A 17215-nucleotide genomic window follows, 5' to 3' on the forward strand; every position below is an offset into this window, starting at 1 on the left:
GGTTTTGTTGGACTCCGGGCTTTGTCATTCTGAGGAACGAAGAATCTTTAACCGATGAAAAAGATGCTTTGTGCCTCGCACGATAAGAGTACAAAAAAATTTGTTGTATTTGCGTTAGTGCATTTACCTGAAAGATTCTTCTCTGCGCTCAGAATGACAAATTTTTCTACCTTAAATCAAACAAATTATCAACACCTAACAATTTCCGCGAAGTAAAGCCTTCGCCAAAAGTGGCGCCAATGCTTTTACCGAATTCTCTTGAACGGCCAATTACGCTTTCGAAAAACTCCGGCGATGAAATATAAGTTTGCAAATCATCTACATCAGGATTATAAAACTGTGTTTTAAAAGCTTTGATCGATTCAATTTTCTTATCCATGTGGTCAGATATATCTACAATAATATCAGGCTTCAAGTATCTGTCCTGGATGTATTGCAATAACAACCTCGGGCGGTGGGCCTCTTGTTTAACACCATCTATCAACGTTTCAATTTTTGGCAAACCTGATAAAAAAACCGAATCATAAACCAGGTCTCCTGCCCTTCCATGATCAGGGTGACGGTCTTCCAAAGCATTGCTTAAAATAATTTCGGGTTGATATTTTCTGATGGCTTTAATTACTTCTAAACGGTGAAATTCATCATTCTGAAAAAATCCGTCTCTCAATCTTAAATTTTCGCGAACATGTAAGCCCAAAATTTTTGCAGAGTCTGCAGCCTCTTCATCTCTTGTTTCTGCTGTACCACGCGTACCCAGTTCGCCTCTGGTTAAATCTACAATTCCAACTTTTTTACCAAGGGCAATATGTTTTAAAATAGTACCGGAACAGCAAAGCTCTGCATCATCAGGATGCACGGCTATAACTAAAATATCTAACTTCATGATGTAATTATTGGGTATTTTGGCTCAGCAGCTGCTGAACTTTCTTTTTAATTTTCGAACTCAACGGCTTGGTGAAGGGCAAGAAATAATCTTCCAGTTCGCCATTTTTGTTTAGCAGGTATTTATGAAAGTTCCAACGGGGTTTCGAACTTAATTTTGTGTTTTGCTTTTTATCGCTCAGGAACTGATAAAGTGGGTGAGCATGTTCGCCACGGACCATAATCTTTTCAAAAACAGGGAATTTTACACCATGGTTAATCTCGCAAAAAGATGCGATATCAGACCCATTTAAAGGTTCTTGTTTTCCAAAATCATTTGTGGGAAAGCCCAGAATTTCAAAATCAGGGCTATTAATCTCATCCTTAAGTTGCTGTAATTCTTTTAACTGCGGCGTAAAACCACATTCTGATGCGGTATTTACGATCAAAACAACTTTGTTGCGATAGGCTGATAAAGGCTGTTCTTCGCCATTAATTTTCTTAACCTTAAAAGAATAAATATTCGGAATGCGATCCTGCATTATATGTTATTGATAAAATCCTGAGGTACGGATAATAGATTCTATATCCCTATCTGTATTTGGATTGTAAGTACTTTTTAAATTATGTCCTACCACGCGGGCAACAATCTGATAAGAAAATGCAGCGAAACCTCCTTTTGTTTGCTTTACTATATCGTATGTTGTTCTGCCCACTTCACGGTCGATCAGTTTTGTTAAAATCTGACCTTGAGTAATTGTTAATTCTTTTATTTCACGGTTAAACATGTCTTTAATTTCTTTATCACATTGTTTAACCAGTTGTTTCTGTTCTTTTTTCTCAGGAGTCCGGGCCAAATCCTGCTCTAATTGTTCATAACGCCGTTTTGCAAACAGCGCATAAGGCATTACTTTTAATACGTTATACCTTAAACGGTTATAGGCAGCCTGTTCTGCTGGCGATTTCCAGATTCTGGCTGCGTAAATGTTAACCTCATTAAGTTGCATCCAGGGAATCATAACACCATTATCGTTTGTTGAAGCTACTTTAATTGTATCACTTTTTCCTAATTTAGGGAATACTGGAGCAACAGGATCCTGGGCCCATAGCGAAATGCTACAAATCATTACAATACAAAGAAAAAAGAGCCCTTTAAATTTCATAAATTTATACTTTTACAAAGTTAGGTGTTATTTCATATATTAGTTGTTTCACAAAACTAATATAAGTTTTATTCATAAATAAGACGCAAATTTTTACGCAAAAAATACAAATGAAAACAGAGTTAGTGATTGATTTAGAGGCGGAAAAGCAAGAGATTCTAAAAAGATATAGGGCATTACTACGGGCAAGCAAATCTACTTTACAAAAGGGCGATAAAAAAGAAATCAGAAAAGCTTTTGATATGGCACTGGAAAGCCATAAAGATATGCGCCGTAAATCTGGCGAACCTTACATCTACCACCCTATCGCTGTCGCGCAAATTGCTGCCGAAGAAATTGGCCTGGGAACAACCTCAATAGTATGCGCCTTACTACACGATGTGGTAGAGGACACCGATATCACTTTAGAAGATATTGAACGTGAGTTCGGTAAAAAAACCGCTAAAATTATCGACGGCTTAACCAAAATCTCGGGTGTTTTCGATACCAACAGTTCTTTACAGGCCGAGAATTTCCGTAAAATGCTGCTCACTTTGGCTGATGATGTGAGGGTAATCCTGATCAAACTTGCAGATCGTTTGCACAATATGCGTACAATGGATTTTATGCCCCGCCACAAGCAGCTTAAAATCGCTTCAGAAACCATTTACTTATACGCTCCATTAGCCCATAGATTGGGTTTATATGCCATAAAATCAGAATTGGAAGATCTTTCAATGAAATATCTTGATCCTGATACTTACAAATTCATTGCAAAAAAATTAAACGAGAAAAAAGCAGAACGTGCGCTTTTCATCAAAAAATTCGTAGAGCCTATTGATGAAATTGTTCACGAACAAGGTTTAGTTGCCGATGTTTACGGCAGGCCGAAGTCAATCCACTCCATCTGGAACAAGATGAAAAAGAAAAATATCCCTTTCGAAGAGGTGTATGATCTTTTTGCCATCCGGATTATTTTGGACTCGGCCCCGGAAAATGAAAAGGCCGATTGCTGGAAAGCTTATTCTATTGTTACCGATTTATACCGCCCAAATCCGGATCGGTTACGCGATTGGGTTTCCTCACCAAAAGGAAATGGTTACGAAAGTTTGCACACCACGGTAATGGGTCCACGCGGACAATGGGTTGAGGTACAGATCCGTACACAACGCATGAACGAAATTGCGGAGAAAGGTTTTGCTGCACACTGGAAATATAAAGAATCAAGTAACGATAACGGTCTGGATCAGTGGATCCAGAAAGTTCGCGAAATGTTGAGTAATCCAGAAGCCAATGCTTTAGATTTCCTTGACGATTTCAAGATGAACCTTTTCTCTGATGAGATTTTTATTTTCACACCAAAAGGTGCTTTAATCCAGTTGCCTTTAGGCGCAACCGCATTGGATTTTGCTTTCGAGATCCATACCGATGTAGGCGCAACCTGTATAGGTGCTAAAGTAAACCACAAGCTGGTTCCTATTTCATATAAACTACAAAATGGCGATCAGGTAGAGATTATCACCTCGAGCAAACAAACCCCTAAAGAAGATTGGCTAAATGTGGTGGTTACCGCCAAAGCCAAATCTAAAATTAAGTCATCTTTAAAAGAAGAAAAGCGGAAAATTGCTGAAAACGGGAAAGAAATCCTGGAAAGAAAGCTCAAATCGTTAAAAATCACCTACAACACCGATAATATACAAAAGCTTAGCTATTTCTTTAAGCTACCTTCTACACAAGAGCTTTTTGTAAATGTTGCCTTGGGCAAAATCGAGCTGAAAGACATAAAAGAATACCTGTCTAGCGAGAAAGAAGTCGAAAACCGCAGCCCGGAGCGACCTGAGAATCTTTCTGTGGATGGAATCAAGAGTAAAATAAAAGGCGGAGAATCTGATATTTTACTGATTGGTGAAGATATGCAGCGTATTGATTATACCTTGGCAGCCTGTTGTAACCCCATTCCTGGCGATGATGTTTTTGGATTCATCACCGTGAGTGAAGGTATAAAGATTCACCGTACCAATTGCCCAAATGCAGCACAGTTAATGGCCAATTATGGGTATCGTGTGGTAAAAGCCAAATGGAACAAACAACAGGAATTAACCTTTTTAACAGGCTTACGGATTGTTGGTATTGACGATGTCGGTTTGATCAACAACATCACCAGGGTTATCTCTACCGACTTTAAAGTAAATATGCGCTCGATTACTGTTGATACCAATGAGGGGATTTTTGATGGTTCGATTATGATTTTCGTAAACGATACCGAACACCTGGAAAACCTGATTAAAAATTTATTAAAAGTTAGAGGGGTAACCGGAGTAACAAGGTTTGATGCCTAGTTAGTCAGAAGTTTTTAGTCCGGAGTCCGAAGTTTAGATGCTAAGGAACACGCTATTTGACAGATTGAACTTCGGACCTCTGTCTCCCGAACCTCCGACTTATTTCAACAATCCAACAATATAACAATTCAAATCTATGTAATCATTTCATCGGTGTAATCATTTTTCAAAACTATTTACCTACCTTTGAATGGAGTTTAAAAACTATGTCTGAACAAAAAACAAATGAGCTCGTTCGCAAGATTTTTGAGGCTTATTTAGAAAACAAAAATCTACGTAAAACACCAGAGCGTTTCGCTATATTGGAAGAAATATATTCAAGAAACGATCACTTTGATGTAGAAACCCTTTATATCCACATGAAAAACCAAAAGTACCGCGTAAGCCGTGCTACAGTTTATAATACATTGGAGTTATTGGTTTCCTGCGATTTAGTTACCAAACACCAGTTTGGTAAAAACATGGCACAATTCGAAAAATCTTATGGTTACCGCCAGCACGATCACGTAATCTGTATCGAATGTGGTAAAGTAGTAGAATTCTGCGATCCCCGAATCCACCAGATCCAAACCATGGTTGGTGATCTTTTAAAATTTGATGTTAAACATCATTCGTTGAATCTTTATGGTTTCTGCTCTGATTGCAGTATGGCCAGAAAAGTAAACGAAAGTGCAGCGACAGCCGCGAAAAGTGTAGAAAATTAAATCAAAATACAAATAAAACCAGCTTAATTTATTAAATAATGACGCAAGTAGATGTACTTCTCGGCCTGCAATGGGGTGATGAAGGAAAGGGAAAAATCGTTGATGTACTAAGTCCAAAATATGATCTTATTGCCCGTTTTCAGGGTGGCCCAAATGCCGGACATACTTTAGAGTTTGATGGCAAAAAATTCGTTTTAAATACAATTCCTTCAGGAATTTTTAACGAAAAAACCATGAATCTTATTGGTAATGGTGTAGTAATCGACCCTATTATCCTAAAAAGAGAGTTAGATAATTTAAAAAAAGCTGGTCATGATCCGGTTGCCGATGGCAAATTGGTGATTGCCCGTAAAGCACACTTAATTTTACCAACCCACCAATTATTGGATGCTGCTAATGAAGCACGCATGGGTAAAAATAAAATTGGATCAACTTTAAAAGGTATCGGTCCAACTTATATGGATAAAACTGGCCGTAACGGTTTACGCGTTGGCGATACTACACTACCTGATTTTAAAGACCGTTATGCTAAACTAGTAGAAAAACATACTGAAATCCTTTCTCATTACGAAGGCTTCGAATATGAATTAGCGGAAAAAGAAGCATCATTCTTTGAAGCAATCGAATTCTTAAAAACCATCCCTCACGTAGATAGCGAACATTATGTGAATGGTTTCTTAAAAGAAGGAAAAGCGGTTTTAGCAGAAGGTGCTCAGGGAACGTTACTGGATGTAGATTTCGGTTCATACCCTTTTGTAACTTCTAGTAACACTACAACTGCAGGTGCCTGTACTGGTTTAGGTATTGCGCCGAATAAAGTAGGAGCCGTTTATGGTATCTTCAAAGCATATTGCACACGTGTTGGTGGCGGCCCTTTCCCTACTGAATTAGATAACGAAGTTGGCGAAAATTTACGCGCATTAGGTCATGAATTTGGTGCAACTACAGGTCGTGCCCGTCGCTGTGGCTGGATTGATCTTCCTGCATTAAAATATGCCATTATGTTAAACGGTGTAACCGAATTAATTATGATGAAAGCTGATGTATTGGATACTTTTGATACCATTTATGCTTGTACGCATTACGAATATAATGGCGAAACAATTGATTACATGCCGTATGATATCATATCTATCGAACCAAAACCAGTATTGAAAGCAATTGACGGTTGGGCTACTGATGTAACTAAAATTACTTCTGTAGATGAAATTCCAGCTAAATTGAGCGATTATATTGCTTTCTTAGAAAAAGAATTAGAAGTGCCGATTAAATTCCTTTCAGTAGGACCAGATAGAGCACAAACGCTGGAATTACGTTAAAAATACTCGATTCGTCATGCTGATCCGATAGCTATCGGATCAGCATAACGACCGATATAAGAAAGCAATCCATAATTGGGTTGCTTTTTTGTTTTTTAGTTATTATTATAAAAAAAATCGTCATTCCCGCGCAGGCGGGAATCTTAATGCAATAGGGCTTCAGGATTACTTAACTACACGTTACCGTCATCTCGACTGAAGCGTAGCGAAATGGAGAGATCTATCTAAACAGATTTATCGACTCCGTTGCACTCCGCTCGAAATGACGTTTTATCTGAATGAAAGTGCTATGAGAAAACCCTGATCGTCCTCATTTATAACGAGGATGCCAGAGATTCACATTTGTAATGTGAGTAGATGAATTAAGCGATAAAATCGCTTTTTTAACCAATTCTTTTTTTCAAACGAGGACTATATTGCTCTTCAAAAAGATAAAAATTAATTTCTTACAATTACCATCTCTATTTTTACCTTTGCGGCAGCTTGAAAACCCCGCAAAACATATCCGATTTCAAACAAAAAGCATTACAATGGGCCAACCAGTTCGAGGTTTGCTGCTTTTTAGATTCAAATAACTACAAAGATGCTTATTCAGCTTACGACTTCATTATCGCGGCCGGTGCTAATGCAGAATTAAAAAGCGGAGCAGGAAATGCATTTGATGAGCTAAAAAGTTTTCATTCTCAACATCAGCAGTGGATCTTCGGCTTTTTCAGTTACGACCTGAAAAACGAAATCGAAGATCTTCAATCTAATCATCCTGATGGATTAAATTTTGCTGATTTATACTTTTTTGTTCCAAAACACCTGATTGCTTTTAAGGATGGTAAAGCCGAAGTTCTCCTTGGTAATCTGTCAGTTTTAGGGGAGATTGAATCTTATTCTATTGAAGACAAGAAACCATCAAAAGCCATACAAATTTCACAAAGATTATCGAAAGATCAATATATTCATAAAGTTGAAGCTTTAAGAAGTCACATTATAAAGGGAGACATTTACGAAGTCAATTTCTGCCAGGAGTTTTTTGCAGAAGATGCCGAAATAGATCCGGTTCAAACTTTTGAGGCGCTAAATCAAGTCTCTCCCACTCCTTTTGCAGGTTATTTTAAGATTTATGGCAACTATATTTTATCTGCCACCCCAGAAAGATTTTTGTGCAAACGTGGATCGAAACTTACCTCACAGCCTATTAAAGGCACTGCCAGAAGAAGCATAGATCAGGCAGAAGATGAAGCCATAAAACTGCAGCTTAGAAACGACATTAAAGAACAGGCAGAAAATGTAATGATTGTTGACCTGGTACGTCATGACCTTACTAAATCAGCCGTTAAGGGGTCTGTTAAAGTCGACGAATTATTCGGCATTTACAGCTTTCCACAGGTGCACCAGATGATTTCTACCATTAGCTGTGACCTAAATCCAGAAGTCCATTTTATCGATGCCATTAAAAATGCTTTCCCAATGGGCTCCATGACGGGGGCTCCAAAGGTTAAAGCCATGAAGTTAATTGAAGAATATGAAGTCACTAAAAGAGGTATTTATTCTGGCTCTTTTGGCTGCATCAGTCCTAATGGAGACTTCGATTTTAATGTGGTTATCCGCAGCATCTTATACAATGCTGAATCTAGCTACCTATCCTTTCAGGTCGGAGGAGCGATTACTTATCAAAGTGATGCAGTATTGGAATATGAAGAATGTCTGTTGAAAGCCAGTGCTATTTTAAAGGTGCTGGGCGGTTAATTGCTTCACTTACCATTCATTCATTAGCCAGTTTGTCATTCTGAACGCAGTGAAGAATCTTTTCTACCCTAGTTGTAGCGTCTCGCTACGACTTAACCACTACTCCTAATTTATTATTCAAATAAAAAGCTCTTAGCGAGACGCTAAGAGCAGGACGTTAGAGTATGTCATTCTGAACGCAGTGAAGAATCTTTTTATTTCTTGCTATATCCTCTTGTAATCTTTTTACACTTTCGAATTGTAGATTCTTCGTAAACTCAGAATGACAATTTTCGGAAAACAAAAAAGGCAGAAAATTCTGCACCATGCAAAACCTTCCACCTCTTTACCTTCAGCCTTCAACCTTATTTCTTATAATATTGCTGCGCCTCAGGTAAGTATTTCTGAATCTGCGCAATACGTGTAGCATCACTTGGGTGAGTGCTTAAAAATTCAGCTGGCTTTTGGGCGCCTGCAGATGCAGCCGACATTCTATTCCAGAAACTGGTCGCATTTTGCGGATTATATCCGGCCATGGCCATAAAAATCAAGCCTAAACGATCGGCTTCCAATTCCTGGTTACGGCTGAATTTCAACATCGCAACTGGTGTACCAACGCCATATAAGGTATTAAAAATAGACTGCGTTTTAGGGTTTTTAGATAAAGCAACTCCCGCTGCTGCGCCAACACCCTGGGCAACCATCTCTTGCGACATCCGTTCTGCCGAGTGACCTGCTATAGCGTGTGCAATCTCGTGTCCCATCACCGTTGCTAAACCAGCGTCATCCTGGGTAACAGGCAAAATACCAGTATAAACCACGATCTTCCCTCCTGGCATACACCATGCATTTTTCTCGTTGTTCTGTACCACATTTACTTCCCATTGGTAATCAGCAATCAGGTTACCATAATTATTGCTGTTCATATAGGATTTTACAGCTGTAATTAACCTGCTTCCAATGGTTTTTACTTTTAAGGCCTGGGCATTTGAAGCGGGTAAAACGGTTGCTTTATTTTCTGTTAAAAAGGTACTATAGGCTTGGAATGCCATTGGCAAAACCTGATCGTTACTTACCAGATCAAATCGACTACGCCCTGTTAAAGGAACGGTAGAACAGGAGTTAAATAATAAGATCCCAGCAACACTTACTGTTAAAAATAACTTTTTCATAAATGCGTTTTTAAATGATTAGTAATACTTATAGGTAGAACCGATGATTAAACAGTAAGCCTGTAAATAAGTTTTAAAGAAATGTGTTTTGTTAATTAATCAGTCTTCTTCCTAAACAAATACACTTTAGACTCTTTGCCTTTCAGCAATCTTTCGAGATTTTTTTGGTGCGTAACTAAGATTAAAATACAAACCACCATGCCGTAAAGCACTTCAGATTTGATGGAAACCTGAAACAAGAAAACTACACTTAGCGGAAAAGTAAATCCGGCACAAATAGAGCTTAGTGAAACATATTTAGTTAACAGCAATACCACCACAAAAACCAGAACGCAAAGCATAGATGCTTCGAAGTTAACTGCTAAAATCATTCCAAAAAGTGTGGCTACCCCTTTTCCTCCCCTGAAACCCGCAAAAACAGGAAATAAATGTCCCATTACCGCGGTTACACCCAGGGCGAGTTGGTAGTTAACAAAAACAACTGAATTTTGTGGTCCGGTAACCGACATGCCGATCAGATAGGCAAGATTGGTCGCAGTATAGCCTTTGGCAATATCAATGATCATAACAGCAATTCCGGCTTTTTTGCCCAGTACTCTAAAAGTATTGGTTGCACCAGCATTGCCACTTCCGTATTCCCTTACATCAACGCCATAGAAGGCCTGACCAAGCCATACAGCTGTTGGTATAGATCCGAAAAGGTAAGCGATTAATAACGCGCTGAGAGAATAAACCGTAACCATAGCCTACAATGATACAAAAAATAAGCTTTCAATTTTATAGCAAATCACTTTAGTATGCTTTTAAACTCATATCCAGGCTTTTCACAGAATGTGTAAGTGCGCCCATCGAAATAAAATCTACTCCACAAGCTGCATATTCTGCAACGTTCTCTTCGGTAATTCCTCCGGAAGCTTCTGTAATAAATTTCCCGTCGATTAATGCAACGGCAGTTCTTAAGTTTTCAAAACTAAAATTATCAAGCATAATACGGTCCACACCACCAATAGCCAAAACCTGCGATAACTCCTCTAAGTTCCTAACTTCAATTTCGATCTGTAGTGATTTATTCTGGTCGATCAGATATTTTTGCGCAGCAGTAATGGCGTTTGAAATCCCTCCTGCATAATCTACATGATTATCCTTGATTAAGATCATATCATATAAACCAATGCGGTGGTTTACCCCCCCACCAATCCTAACTGCCCATTTTTCTAAATAACGCAAACCAGGAGTGGTTTTGCGGGTATCTAAAATTTTGGTTTTAGTTGTTTTTAATAGTGAAACAATACGATGGGTTTTAGTAGCAATGCCACTCATACGCTGCATACAGTTTAAAACTAACCGTTCGGCTATTAAAATAGCATGCGTACTTCCAGCAACGGTTAAGGCAATATCACCTACTTTTACAGCAACACCATCCTGTAGCAATACATTAACTTCCAATTCGGCATCAACCTCCTTAAAAATCTCAAGAGCCAATTCAATTCCAGCCAAAACACCATCTTCTTTGATAATCAGTTTTGCTCTTCCCTGTGTTCCGTTTGGAATTGTTGAAAGTGAAGTATGATCTCCATCACCAACATCTTCGGCAAGGGCATTTTTTATGAACTGATGTATAAGTTGAGTATCCAAAATATAGGTTTTATGCCGCAAAAATAAGAATTATTTATTAGCAGGCAATTTACTGACGGGTTAAAGTGAATTTGTAAACTTCAGAAGTCCTAGCTTACGCGACTTATGAAATTGGCAAGACATAGCGTTGGCAAAATTCTGTAAGTCCTGCCTGGCCAATTAATCCTTAGCCGGTTCAATTCTTAATTCAGTAATTGAAAAGCTGGTATTGAATTTTTTCATGGTGATAGAAACCCGGAAGGTTTCTTTAGCAGTGCTTAAAATAATTACGCCAAAACGATAATTTGGATTTGTGTTGATTTTATGAAAAATACTTGTTTTTACCGGAGGGTGTTTAATAAAAAAATCTCTCAAAATCTGTTCACCCTGTGCTTTTGAGTATACATCTTCTTCATCAACAATGATAAGTTCGATGGTTGAGGCGAAACTTTTAGCAATTTCTTTTGAGTTGCCAGCTTTAAAATACGAAGATAAATCATCAATTATATCTGCTTGGATGGCTGTAGGGTAATATAATGACGATAAACTAATAACGAGTAAAAATAAGCTCCGGATCATTTCTGTATTTTATACAGAACCCTATAGCTAAAATTATGCCATTAGCATATCAAAAAAAGGATTTCTTCATTTGTATAAGCATCAATAAAGTTATATTTGCCATATAAACAAAATATTAAACCATGTTATACATGAAAATGTTTTGATTTGGATCAATAAATTTTACAATAAAAATGGTAAACGATAAAAAACTCGCGCTTATAATTCTAGATGGCTGGGGCTATGGAAAACAAGATAATTCTGATGCTGCATATGCTGCCAATACTCCTTTTTTCGATTCATTATTACAGAAATACCCAAATTCCAGGCTTGAAGCATCTGGTGAAGCAGTAGGCTTACCAGCCGGACAAATGGGAAATTCAGAAGTTGGACACATGAACTTAGGCGCAGGTAGAGTAGTTTACCAGGAGCTTGGAAGAATCAACAAATCGATTGCCGACAGAGAATTGCACCACAACCCGGTTTTGGTAAGTGCATTCGATTATGCAAAGCAGCATAATAAAGCAGTTCACTTCATTGGCCTGGTTTCGAACGGCGGGGTACATGCCCATATCGAACATTTAAAAGCTTTATGTGATGCCGCAAATGAAGCTAATGTACCAAACACCTTTGTACATGCTTTTTTGGATGGGCGTGATACAGATCCAAACTCTGGTCTGGGCTTTATTACTGATCTGGAAAACCATATCCAAAACACCAACGCTAAATTAGCAACCATGGTTGGCCGTTACTATGCTATGGACCGCGATAATCGTTGGGAGCGCGTTAAACAAGCTTATGATGTAATGGTAAATGGTATTGGCGAAAAAACCCAGGATGCTTTAGCTGCAATCAAAAAATCGTATGCCGATGGCGTAACTGATGAGTTTTTAAAACCAATAGTATTAACACAAGATAATGGTGCTCCGGTAGCGACCATTCAAAATGATGATGTGGTAATCTGTTTCAATTTCCGCACAGACAGAGGACGTGAGATTACAACAGCATTAACACAGAAGGATTTCCCGGAGCAGCAAATGCATAAACTACCATTGTATTATGTTACCATGACTACCTACGATGAGAGCTTTGAAAAGGTAAATGTAATTTTCACCAAAGATGATTTAATCCAAACCATCGGTGAAGTATTGGCCAATAATAATAAAAATCAGATCCGTATTGCTGAAACTGAAAAATATCCTCATGTAACCTTTTTCTTCTCTGGCGGAAGAGAAGCTGAATTTGCCAATGAGAAACGCATCTTAATTCCTTCACCGAAAGTAGCAACTTACGATCTTCAACCTGAAATGAGTGCAGCAGGAATTACCGATGCCATTACCAAAGAAATGGAAACAGGATGGGCTGATTTTATTTGTTTAAACTTTGCCAATCCAGATATGGTTGGACATACCGGCGTTTTTGAGGCAGTAGTAAAGGCGGTTGAAACCGCAGATAAATGTGCTGAAACCGTGGTAAACAAAGGTTTGGAAAATGGTTATTCGTTTATCCTTTTAGCCGATCATGGAAACTCCGAATTTATGGTGAATGGCGATGGATCTGCCAATACTGCGCATACCACCAACCTGGTACCTTGTATTCTAATTGATAAAGACTATAAAACCATTGCAGATGGTAAATTAGGCGACATTGCCCCTACTGTTCTGAAAATATTAGGTGTAGCTATTCCGGCAGAAATGACAGGAAATGTTTTAGTATAATGGTTAAAAAACTTTTTATCCCGGTATTTGCTTTGGCATTGTTTTCATGCAACCAGCGAAAAGAAGCTGAAGCGAATACCAGTTTAAGTTATTTCGATGTTAAGGGTTATTTCGGAAAAGAAATTTCACGCTTGCAGCGTTTAAATCCCGAGGTAGATAAAACGGTGATTATAAATGGTATAGCGGAACATAAAAAAGCCAAAATTACAGATTGGACAAAGGAACTTGCCATTTTTGTTAATGCCGATATCAATAAAACCTCATGGAAAGGTAGTTTTAAAACTAAAGAACAAGATGGAGTAGACATTTACACTTCCGATAATAAAAAAATCCCTGTCAAGAAGATTTCTATAACCTGGAAAGGCCAGAAAGCAGGTAAAATAGAGATCATAATTGATAATAAAAATATCTTATACCAATCTCAGGATACTTTAACCTACTGCCCTGATAGCTTATACGAAATCAAAAAACAGCAGAAAATCAGATTGCTAAAGGAAAAAAAGTATTCAGTTATCGGAAAACTGAAATAAAAAAAATGGGACTCGAAAATATTCAGGCCCCATTTTTTTTGAAAGGATGTATTTTATTTTAGGCTGGCAATCTGCGCCTTATCGTAGGTTACCCAATCAATAATATCTTTCCTTAATGGCTGCAGGGTTAATACCTTCTGAAAATCAGCGATAGAGTTATTGAACAAAGCTACACAAGCTGCTTTTTCTTCTTTTTTCTTTGCTTTAAATGACCTGAAAATTGCATAATCTTTGTAAGCCAGGCCACGGTTCTGGAACATCTGTGCATCTTCATCACCATTAATTTCAATGGCTTTTGTAAAATCTTTGAGAGATGCCAGATAAAAATTTTCGCGCATGTTATTTAACGATTCTTTAGGATCGTTAGCTATTTTTAATCTTGCGATGCCACGATAATAATAAGCAGAAACCTCTGTTGGCTTAATGTTTAATAATCGACTGTATGTGGCAATACATTTCTCGTATTCACGGTTTTGGAAATAAGAATATCCAAGCATCTGGAGTACGGTTGCATTATCAGGAGTTTTAGCATCCGCTTTTTCTAATTGTATAGCGGCAGTTTTATAATCACCTTTCATAATAGCCTGCATGCTTCTATCGTAATTGCTTTGCGCAAAACTACTCGTTGATGTAAAAATAATTAAACCTAAAATCGCCTTTTTAAAATAGTTCATGTATGAGTAATAAGTTAACAAATCTAACGCCTAACCGAATTTTATAGGAGAAATTTTTTGCAATATAATCCTATTCTGATAATTTAAAAGTTTTTAATTTTCTTTCATTCCAACCAGGTGCCCTAAACATTAGCTTAAACGCTAAAAAATGCTTTATATGATATTGGCGAAAATATTTATATTTTTCTGCCTTTTTAACATAAGATTAATATTATTTTCATTTTGGCACAAGAGTTGAATTTATTAAGCCAATACCAAAATTAAACAAATTGAATGCGATCAAACTGCCAGTTTGTCGTTAGCGGAAAATGTGATAATGAGTAAACAAGATATATTTGATTTCCATACAGCAATGCCAATTATAAATGAAGATACAGAGTTTTTTCCTTTAATGTCTCAACAAGACGAAGAAGAAATGAACAATGAGGAAACACCCGAAACCTTGGCCATATTGCCTTTGCGAAACACAGTTTTATTTCCAGGAGTAGTTATTCCTATTACAGTTGGAAGAGATAAATCGATTAAGCTAATTAAAGAAGCTTACAAAGGGAATAAGATTATTGGTGTTGTGTCTCAAAAAGATGTTTCTATTGAAGATCCCACTTTTGAGCAGCTTAACACGGTTGGTACAGTTGCCAACATCATTAAGTTGTTGCAGATGCCTGATGGGAATACGACTGTAATTATTCAGGGTAAACAACGCTTTAGCTTAATTGAAGAGGTACAGAATGAACCTTATATCAAAGCAGTTGTTAAAAAGTTCGAAGAGCAAAAGCATAAGGCGGATAAGGAGTTTAAAACATTAATTGCTTCTATACGCGAGATGTCTGCACAGATTATCCAGCTTTCGCCAAATATTCCGAGCGAAGCCAGTATTGCACTAAAAAACATTGAGAGCAATTCATTTTTGATCAATTTCATTTCATCAAATATGAATGCCGAAATGGCCGATAAGCAAAAAATCCTTGAAATGGATAAATTGCATGAAAGAGCACAGAAGGTAATGGAACTTTTAATGGTCGAATTGCAGATGCTGGAGCTGAGAAATCAGATCCAATCAAAAGTGCGTACCGATTTAGATAAACAGCAACGCGATTATTTCTTAAATCAACAGCTAAAAACCATCCAGGAAGAACTGGGCGGAAACTCTGCAGATTTAGAATTTGATGCTTTACAGGAAAGGGCTAAAAAGAAAAAATGGACCCAGGCCGTTGCTGATCATTTTGATAAAGAAATAGATAAGTTAGGCAGAATGAATCCTGCTGCGCCTGATTATTCGGTTCAGTTAAATTACTTAGAGCTACTATTAGATTTACCCTGGAGCGAGTTTACAAAAGATAATTTTGACCTAAAAAGAGCACAGCGCATCTTAGATAAAGATCACTTCGGTTTGGAAAAAGTAAAGCAGCGTATTATCGAATACCTGGCTGTGCTAAAACTAAAACGCAATATGAAAGCGCCTATTTTATGTTTGGTTGGCCCTCCGGGAGTTGGTAAAACATCTTTAGGAAAATCAATTGCAAAGGCATTAGGCCGTAAGTATGTACGCATGGCTTTAGGCGGTATCCGCGATGAAGCAGAGATTCGTGGCCACCGTAAAACTTATATCGGTGCCATGCCAGGCCGTATTATTTCATCGATTAAAAAAGCCGGAGCAGATAACCCTGTTTTTGTTTTGGATGAGATTGATAAAGTAGGTACTGATCACCGTGGTGATCCATCATCAGCTTTGCTTGAAGTTTTAGATCCTGAGCAAAACAATGCTTTTTACGATCACTATGTAGAGGTGGATTACGATTTATCAAACATCTTATTTATTGCCACAGCAAACTCTTTAAGCACCATACAGCCTGCTTTGTTAGACCGTATGGAGATTATTGAGGTAAACGGATATACGATTGAAGAAAAAATAGAGATTGCAAAAAAATACCTGTTACCAAAACAGAAAGAAAACCATGGCTTGCAGACCAAAGATATTAGCCTTAAAACTACCCTGATCGAAAAGGTGATCGAAGATTATACAAGAGAATCGGGTGTGCGTGGTTTAGAGAAAAAAATCGGCTCTTTGGTACGTGGTGTGGCCACTAAAATTGCCATGGAAGAGACCTACGAAGCAAACTTAAGCAATGATGATGTTGAGCGTATTTTGGGTGCCCCGATTTACGATAAGGATTTGTACGAAGGCAATGAAGTTGCCGGGGTAGTAACAGGTTTAGCCTGGACAAGTGTTGGAGGTGATATTTTATTTATTGAATCGAGTTTAAGTCCTGGGAAAGGAAAATTGACCTTAACCGGTAACCTGGGTGATGTAATGAAAGAATCGGCAGTAATTGCTTTGGCTTATCTACGTGCCCATGCAGCTGAATTTGGCATAGATTACACTTTATTTGACAATTGGGATGTTCACGTTCACGTGCCTGCAGGTGCTACACCAAAAGACGGGCCATCGGCTGGGGTAACGATGCTTACCGCACTAACTTCGGCATTTACACAGCGTAAGGTTAAACAACATTTAGCTATGACGGGTGAGATTACTTTACGCGGAAAGGTACTTCCTGTTGGTGGAATTAAGGAAAAAATTCTTGCAGCAAAAAGGGCGAACATTAAAGAAATTATCCTTTGCAAAAGCAATCGTAAAGATATTTTAGAGATTAAAGAAAGTTACATTAAAGATTTAACGTTTCACTATGTAACTGAAATGAGCGAAGTAATTGAATTGGCATTAACTAAAAATAAGGTAAAAAAACCTATAGATCTGAGTGTTAAAATTGCTCCGATTATAAACTAATTGCTAATTCTTTTGGATTAACAATCAAAAATCCAATTACAATAAATACTTTTATAGCCCAGGTAAATTGCCTGGGC

Annotated in this window: 15 protein-coding genes; 7 read left to right on the forward strand and 8 right to left on the reverse strand. The window is 37.8% G+C overall.

All coding sequences use genetic code 11. The features are described from left to right. Positions 1–166: 166 nt before the first annotated feature. The 3 genes from bshB1 to BCL90_RS21815 are packed head-to-tail and all read right to left on the reverse strand — an operon-like array spanning position 167 to position 2024. On the reverse strand, positions 167–883 hold the full coding sequence (bshB1, locus tag BCL90_RS21805; RefSeq protein WP_121287178.1) for a bacillithiol biosynthesis deacetylase BshB1: 717 nt from the start codon (positions 881–883) through the stop codon (positions 167–169). 7 nt (positions 884–890) lie between these two features. After that, the gene (locus BCL90_RS21810) at positions 891–1403 is read right to left on the reverse strand and encodes a glutathione peroxidase (protein ID WP_121287180.1); all 513 of its coding nucleotides are present in this window, start codon (positions 1401–1403) and stop codon (positions 891–893) included. Between the two features lie 6 nt (positions 1404–1409). Continuing rightward, positions 1410–2024 carry a DUF4294 domain-containing protein gene (locus tag BCL90_RS21815; protein ID WP_121287182.1) on the reverse strand — a complete coding sequence of 205 codons (615 nt, stop codon included), beginning with the start codon at positions 2022–2024 and terminating at the stop codon, positions 1410–1412. Positions 2025–2134: 110 nt separating this feature from the next. Here BCL90_RS21815 and BCL90_RS21820 point away from each other — a divergent pair, with 110 nt between their 5' ends. From BCL90_RS21820 to BCL90_RS21835, 4 genes are all read left to right on the forward strand, one after another. Further along, positions 2135–4342 (forward strand): RelA/SpoT family protein, encoded by a 2208-nt coding sequence (locus tag BCL90_RS21820; protein ID WP_121287184.1) that lies wholly within the window; start codon positions 2135–2137, stop codon positions 4340–4342. Positions 4343–4548: 206 nt separating this feature from the next. Beyond that, complete coding sequence (locus tag BCL90_RS21825; RefSeq protein ID WP_121287187.1) at positions 4549–5046, forward strand: Fur family transcriptional regulator; 498 nt, start codon at positions 4549–4551, stop codon at positions 5044–5046. A gap of 38 nt (positions 5047–5084) precedes the next feature. Next, on the forward strand, positions 5085–6365 hold the full coding sequence (locus BCL90_RS21830; RefSeq protein ID WP_121287189.1) for an adenylosuccinate synthase: 1281 nt from the start codon (positions 5085–5087) through the stop codon (positions 6363–6365). A 483-nt stretch (positions 6366–6848) separates the two neighbouring features. Next, the gene (locus tag BCL90_RS21835) at positions 6849–8105 is read left to right on the forward strand and encodes an anthranilate synthase component I family protein (protein WP_121287191.1); all 1257 of its coding nucleotides are present in this window, start codon (positions 6849–6851) and stop codon (positions 8103–8105) included. 344 nt (positions 8106–8449) lie between these two features. Here BCL90_RS21835 and BCL90_RS21840 read toward each other — a convergent pair whose 3' ends face one another. The 4 genes from BCL90_RS21840 to BCL90_RS21855 form a co-directional block, all read right to left on the reverse strand. Further along, a complete protein-coding gene (locus tag BCL90_RS21840; RefSeq protein ID WP_121287193.1) occupies positions 8450–9256 on the reverse strand; it encodes a M48 family metallopeptidase in 807 nt (268 codons plus the stop codon). A 95-nt stretch (positions 9257–9351) separates the two neighbouring features. Further along, the gene (gene plsY / locus BCL90_RS21845; RefSeq protein ID WP_121287195.1) at positions 9352–9999 is read right to left on the reverse strand and encodes a glycerol-3-phosphate 1-O-acyltransferase PlsY; all 648 of its coding nucleotides are present in this window, start codon (positions 9997–9999) and stop codon (positions 9352–9354) included. Between the two features lie 49 nt (positions 10000–10048). Next, positions 10049–10891 (reverse strand): carboxylating nicotinate-nucleotide diphosphorylase, encoded by an 843-nt coding sequence (gene nadC, locus BCL90_RS21850; protein ID WP_121287197.1) that lies wholly within the window; start codon positions 10889–10891, stop codon positions 10049–10051. Between the two features lie 159 nt (positions 10892–11050). Continuing rightward, positions 11051–11449: a DUF4783 domain-containing protein gene (locus BCL90_RS21855; protein WP_121287199.1), complete on the reverse strand. Its 399-nt coding sequence runs from the start codon at positions 11447–11449 to the stop codon at positions 11051–11053. Positions 11450–11622: 173 nt separating this feature from the next. Here BCL90_RS21855 and gpmI point away from each other — a divergent pair, with 173 nt between their 5' ends. Both gpmI and BCL90_RS21865 read left to right on the forward strand, forming a co-directional pair. Continuing rightward, positions 11623–13146, forward strand: a complete 1524-nt coding sequence (gene gpmI / locus BCL90_RS21860) for a 2,3-bisphosphoglycerate-independent phosphoglycerate mutase (RefSeq protein WP_121287201.1) — start codon at positions 11623–11625, stop codon at positions 13144–13146. Then, entirely contained in the window at positions 13146–13676 is a 531-nt protein-coding gene (locus tag BCL90_RS21865) for a hypothetical protein (RefSeq protein WP_121287203.1), read from the forward strand. Before gpmI ends, BCL90_RS21865 begins: the two co-directional genes overlap by 1 nt. A 53-nt stretch (positions 13677–13729) precedes the next feature. Here the strand turns inward: BCL90_RS21865 and BCL90_RS21870 are convergent, their stop codons facing one another. Then, positions 13730–14350, reverse strand: a complete 621-nt coding sequence (locus BCL90_RS21870) for a tetratricopeptide repeat protein (protein ID WP_121287205.1) — start codon at positions 14348–14350, stop codon at positions 13730–13732. 316 nt (positions 14351–14666) lie between these two features. Between BCL90_RS21870 and lon the strand changes: the two genes are divergently transcribed. Beyond that, the gene (lon, locus tag BCL90_RS21875) at positions 14667–17138 is read left to right on the forward strand and encodes an endopeptidase La (RefSeq protein WP_121287207.1); all 2472 of its coding nucleotides are present in this window, start codon (positions 14667–14669) and stop codon (positions 17136–17138) included. The last annotated feature ends 77 nt before the right edge of the window (positions 17139–17215 follow it).

The sequence above is a fragment of the Pedobacter alluvionis genome, assembly GCF_003664035.1.
GTDB classification, from domain to species: domain Bacteria; phylum Bacteroidota; class Bacteroidia; order Sphingobacteriales; family Sphingobacteriaceae; genus Pedobacter; species Pedobacter alluvionis.

Coding starts and splice junctions, on each gene's coding strand:
- gpmI (WP_121287201.1), top strand. CDS start 11,623: ATGGTAAACGATAAAAAACTCGCGCTTATAATTCTAGATGGCTGGGGC.
- BCL90_RS21810 (WP_121287180.1), bottom strand. CDS start 1,403: ATGCAGGATCGCATTCCGAATATTTATTCTTTTAAGGTTAAGAAAATT.
- BCL90_RS21830 (WP_121287189.1), top strand. CDS start 5,085: ATGACGCAAGTAGATGTACTTCTCGGCCTGCAATGGGGTGATGAAGGA.
- BCL90_RS21870 (WP_121287205.1), bottom strand. CDS start 14,350: ATGAACTATTTTAAAAAGGCGATTTTAGGTTTAATTATTTTTACATCA.
- BCL90_RS21820 (WP_121287184.1), top strand. CDS start 2,135: ATGAAAACAGAGTTAGTGATTGATTTAGAGGCGGAAAAGCAAGAGATT.
- plsY (WP_121287195.1), bottom strand. CDS start 9,999: ATGGTTACGGTTTATTCTCTCAGCGCGTTATTAATCGCTTACCTTTTC.
- bshB1 (WP_121287178.1), bottom strand. CDS start 883: ATGAAGTTAGATATTTTAGTTATAGCCGTGCATCCTGATGATGCAGAG.
- BCL90_RS21825 (WP_121287187.1), top strand. CDS start 4,549: ATGTCTGAACAAAAAACAAATGAGCTCGTTCGCAAGATTTTTGAGGCT.
- BCL90_RS21815 (WP_121287182.1), bottom strand. CDS start 2,024: ATGAAATTTAAAGGGCTCTTTTTTCTTTGTATTGTAATGATTTGTAGC.
- BCL90_RS21865 (WP_121287203.1), top strand. CDS start 13,146: ATGGTTAAAAAACTTTTTATCCCGGTATTTGCTTTGGCATTGTTTTCA.
- lon (WP_121287207.1), top strand. CDS start 14,667: ATGAGTAAACAAGATATATTTGATTTCCATACAGCAATGCCAATTATA.
- BCL90_RS21840 (WP_121287193.1), bottom strand. CDS start 9,256: ATGAAAAAGTTATTTTTAACAGTAAGTGTTGCTGGGATCTTATTATTT.
- BCL90_RS21855 (WP_121287199.1), bottom strand. CDS start 11,449: ATGATCCGGAGCTTATTTTTACTCGTTATTAGTTTATCGTCATTATAT.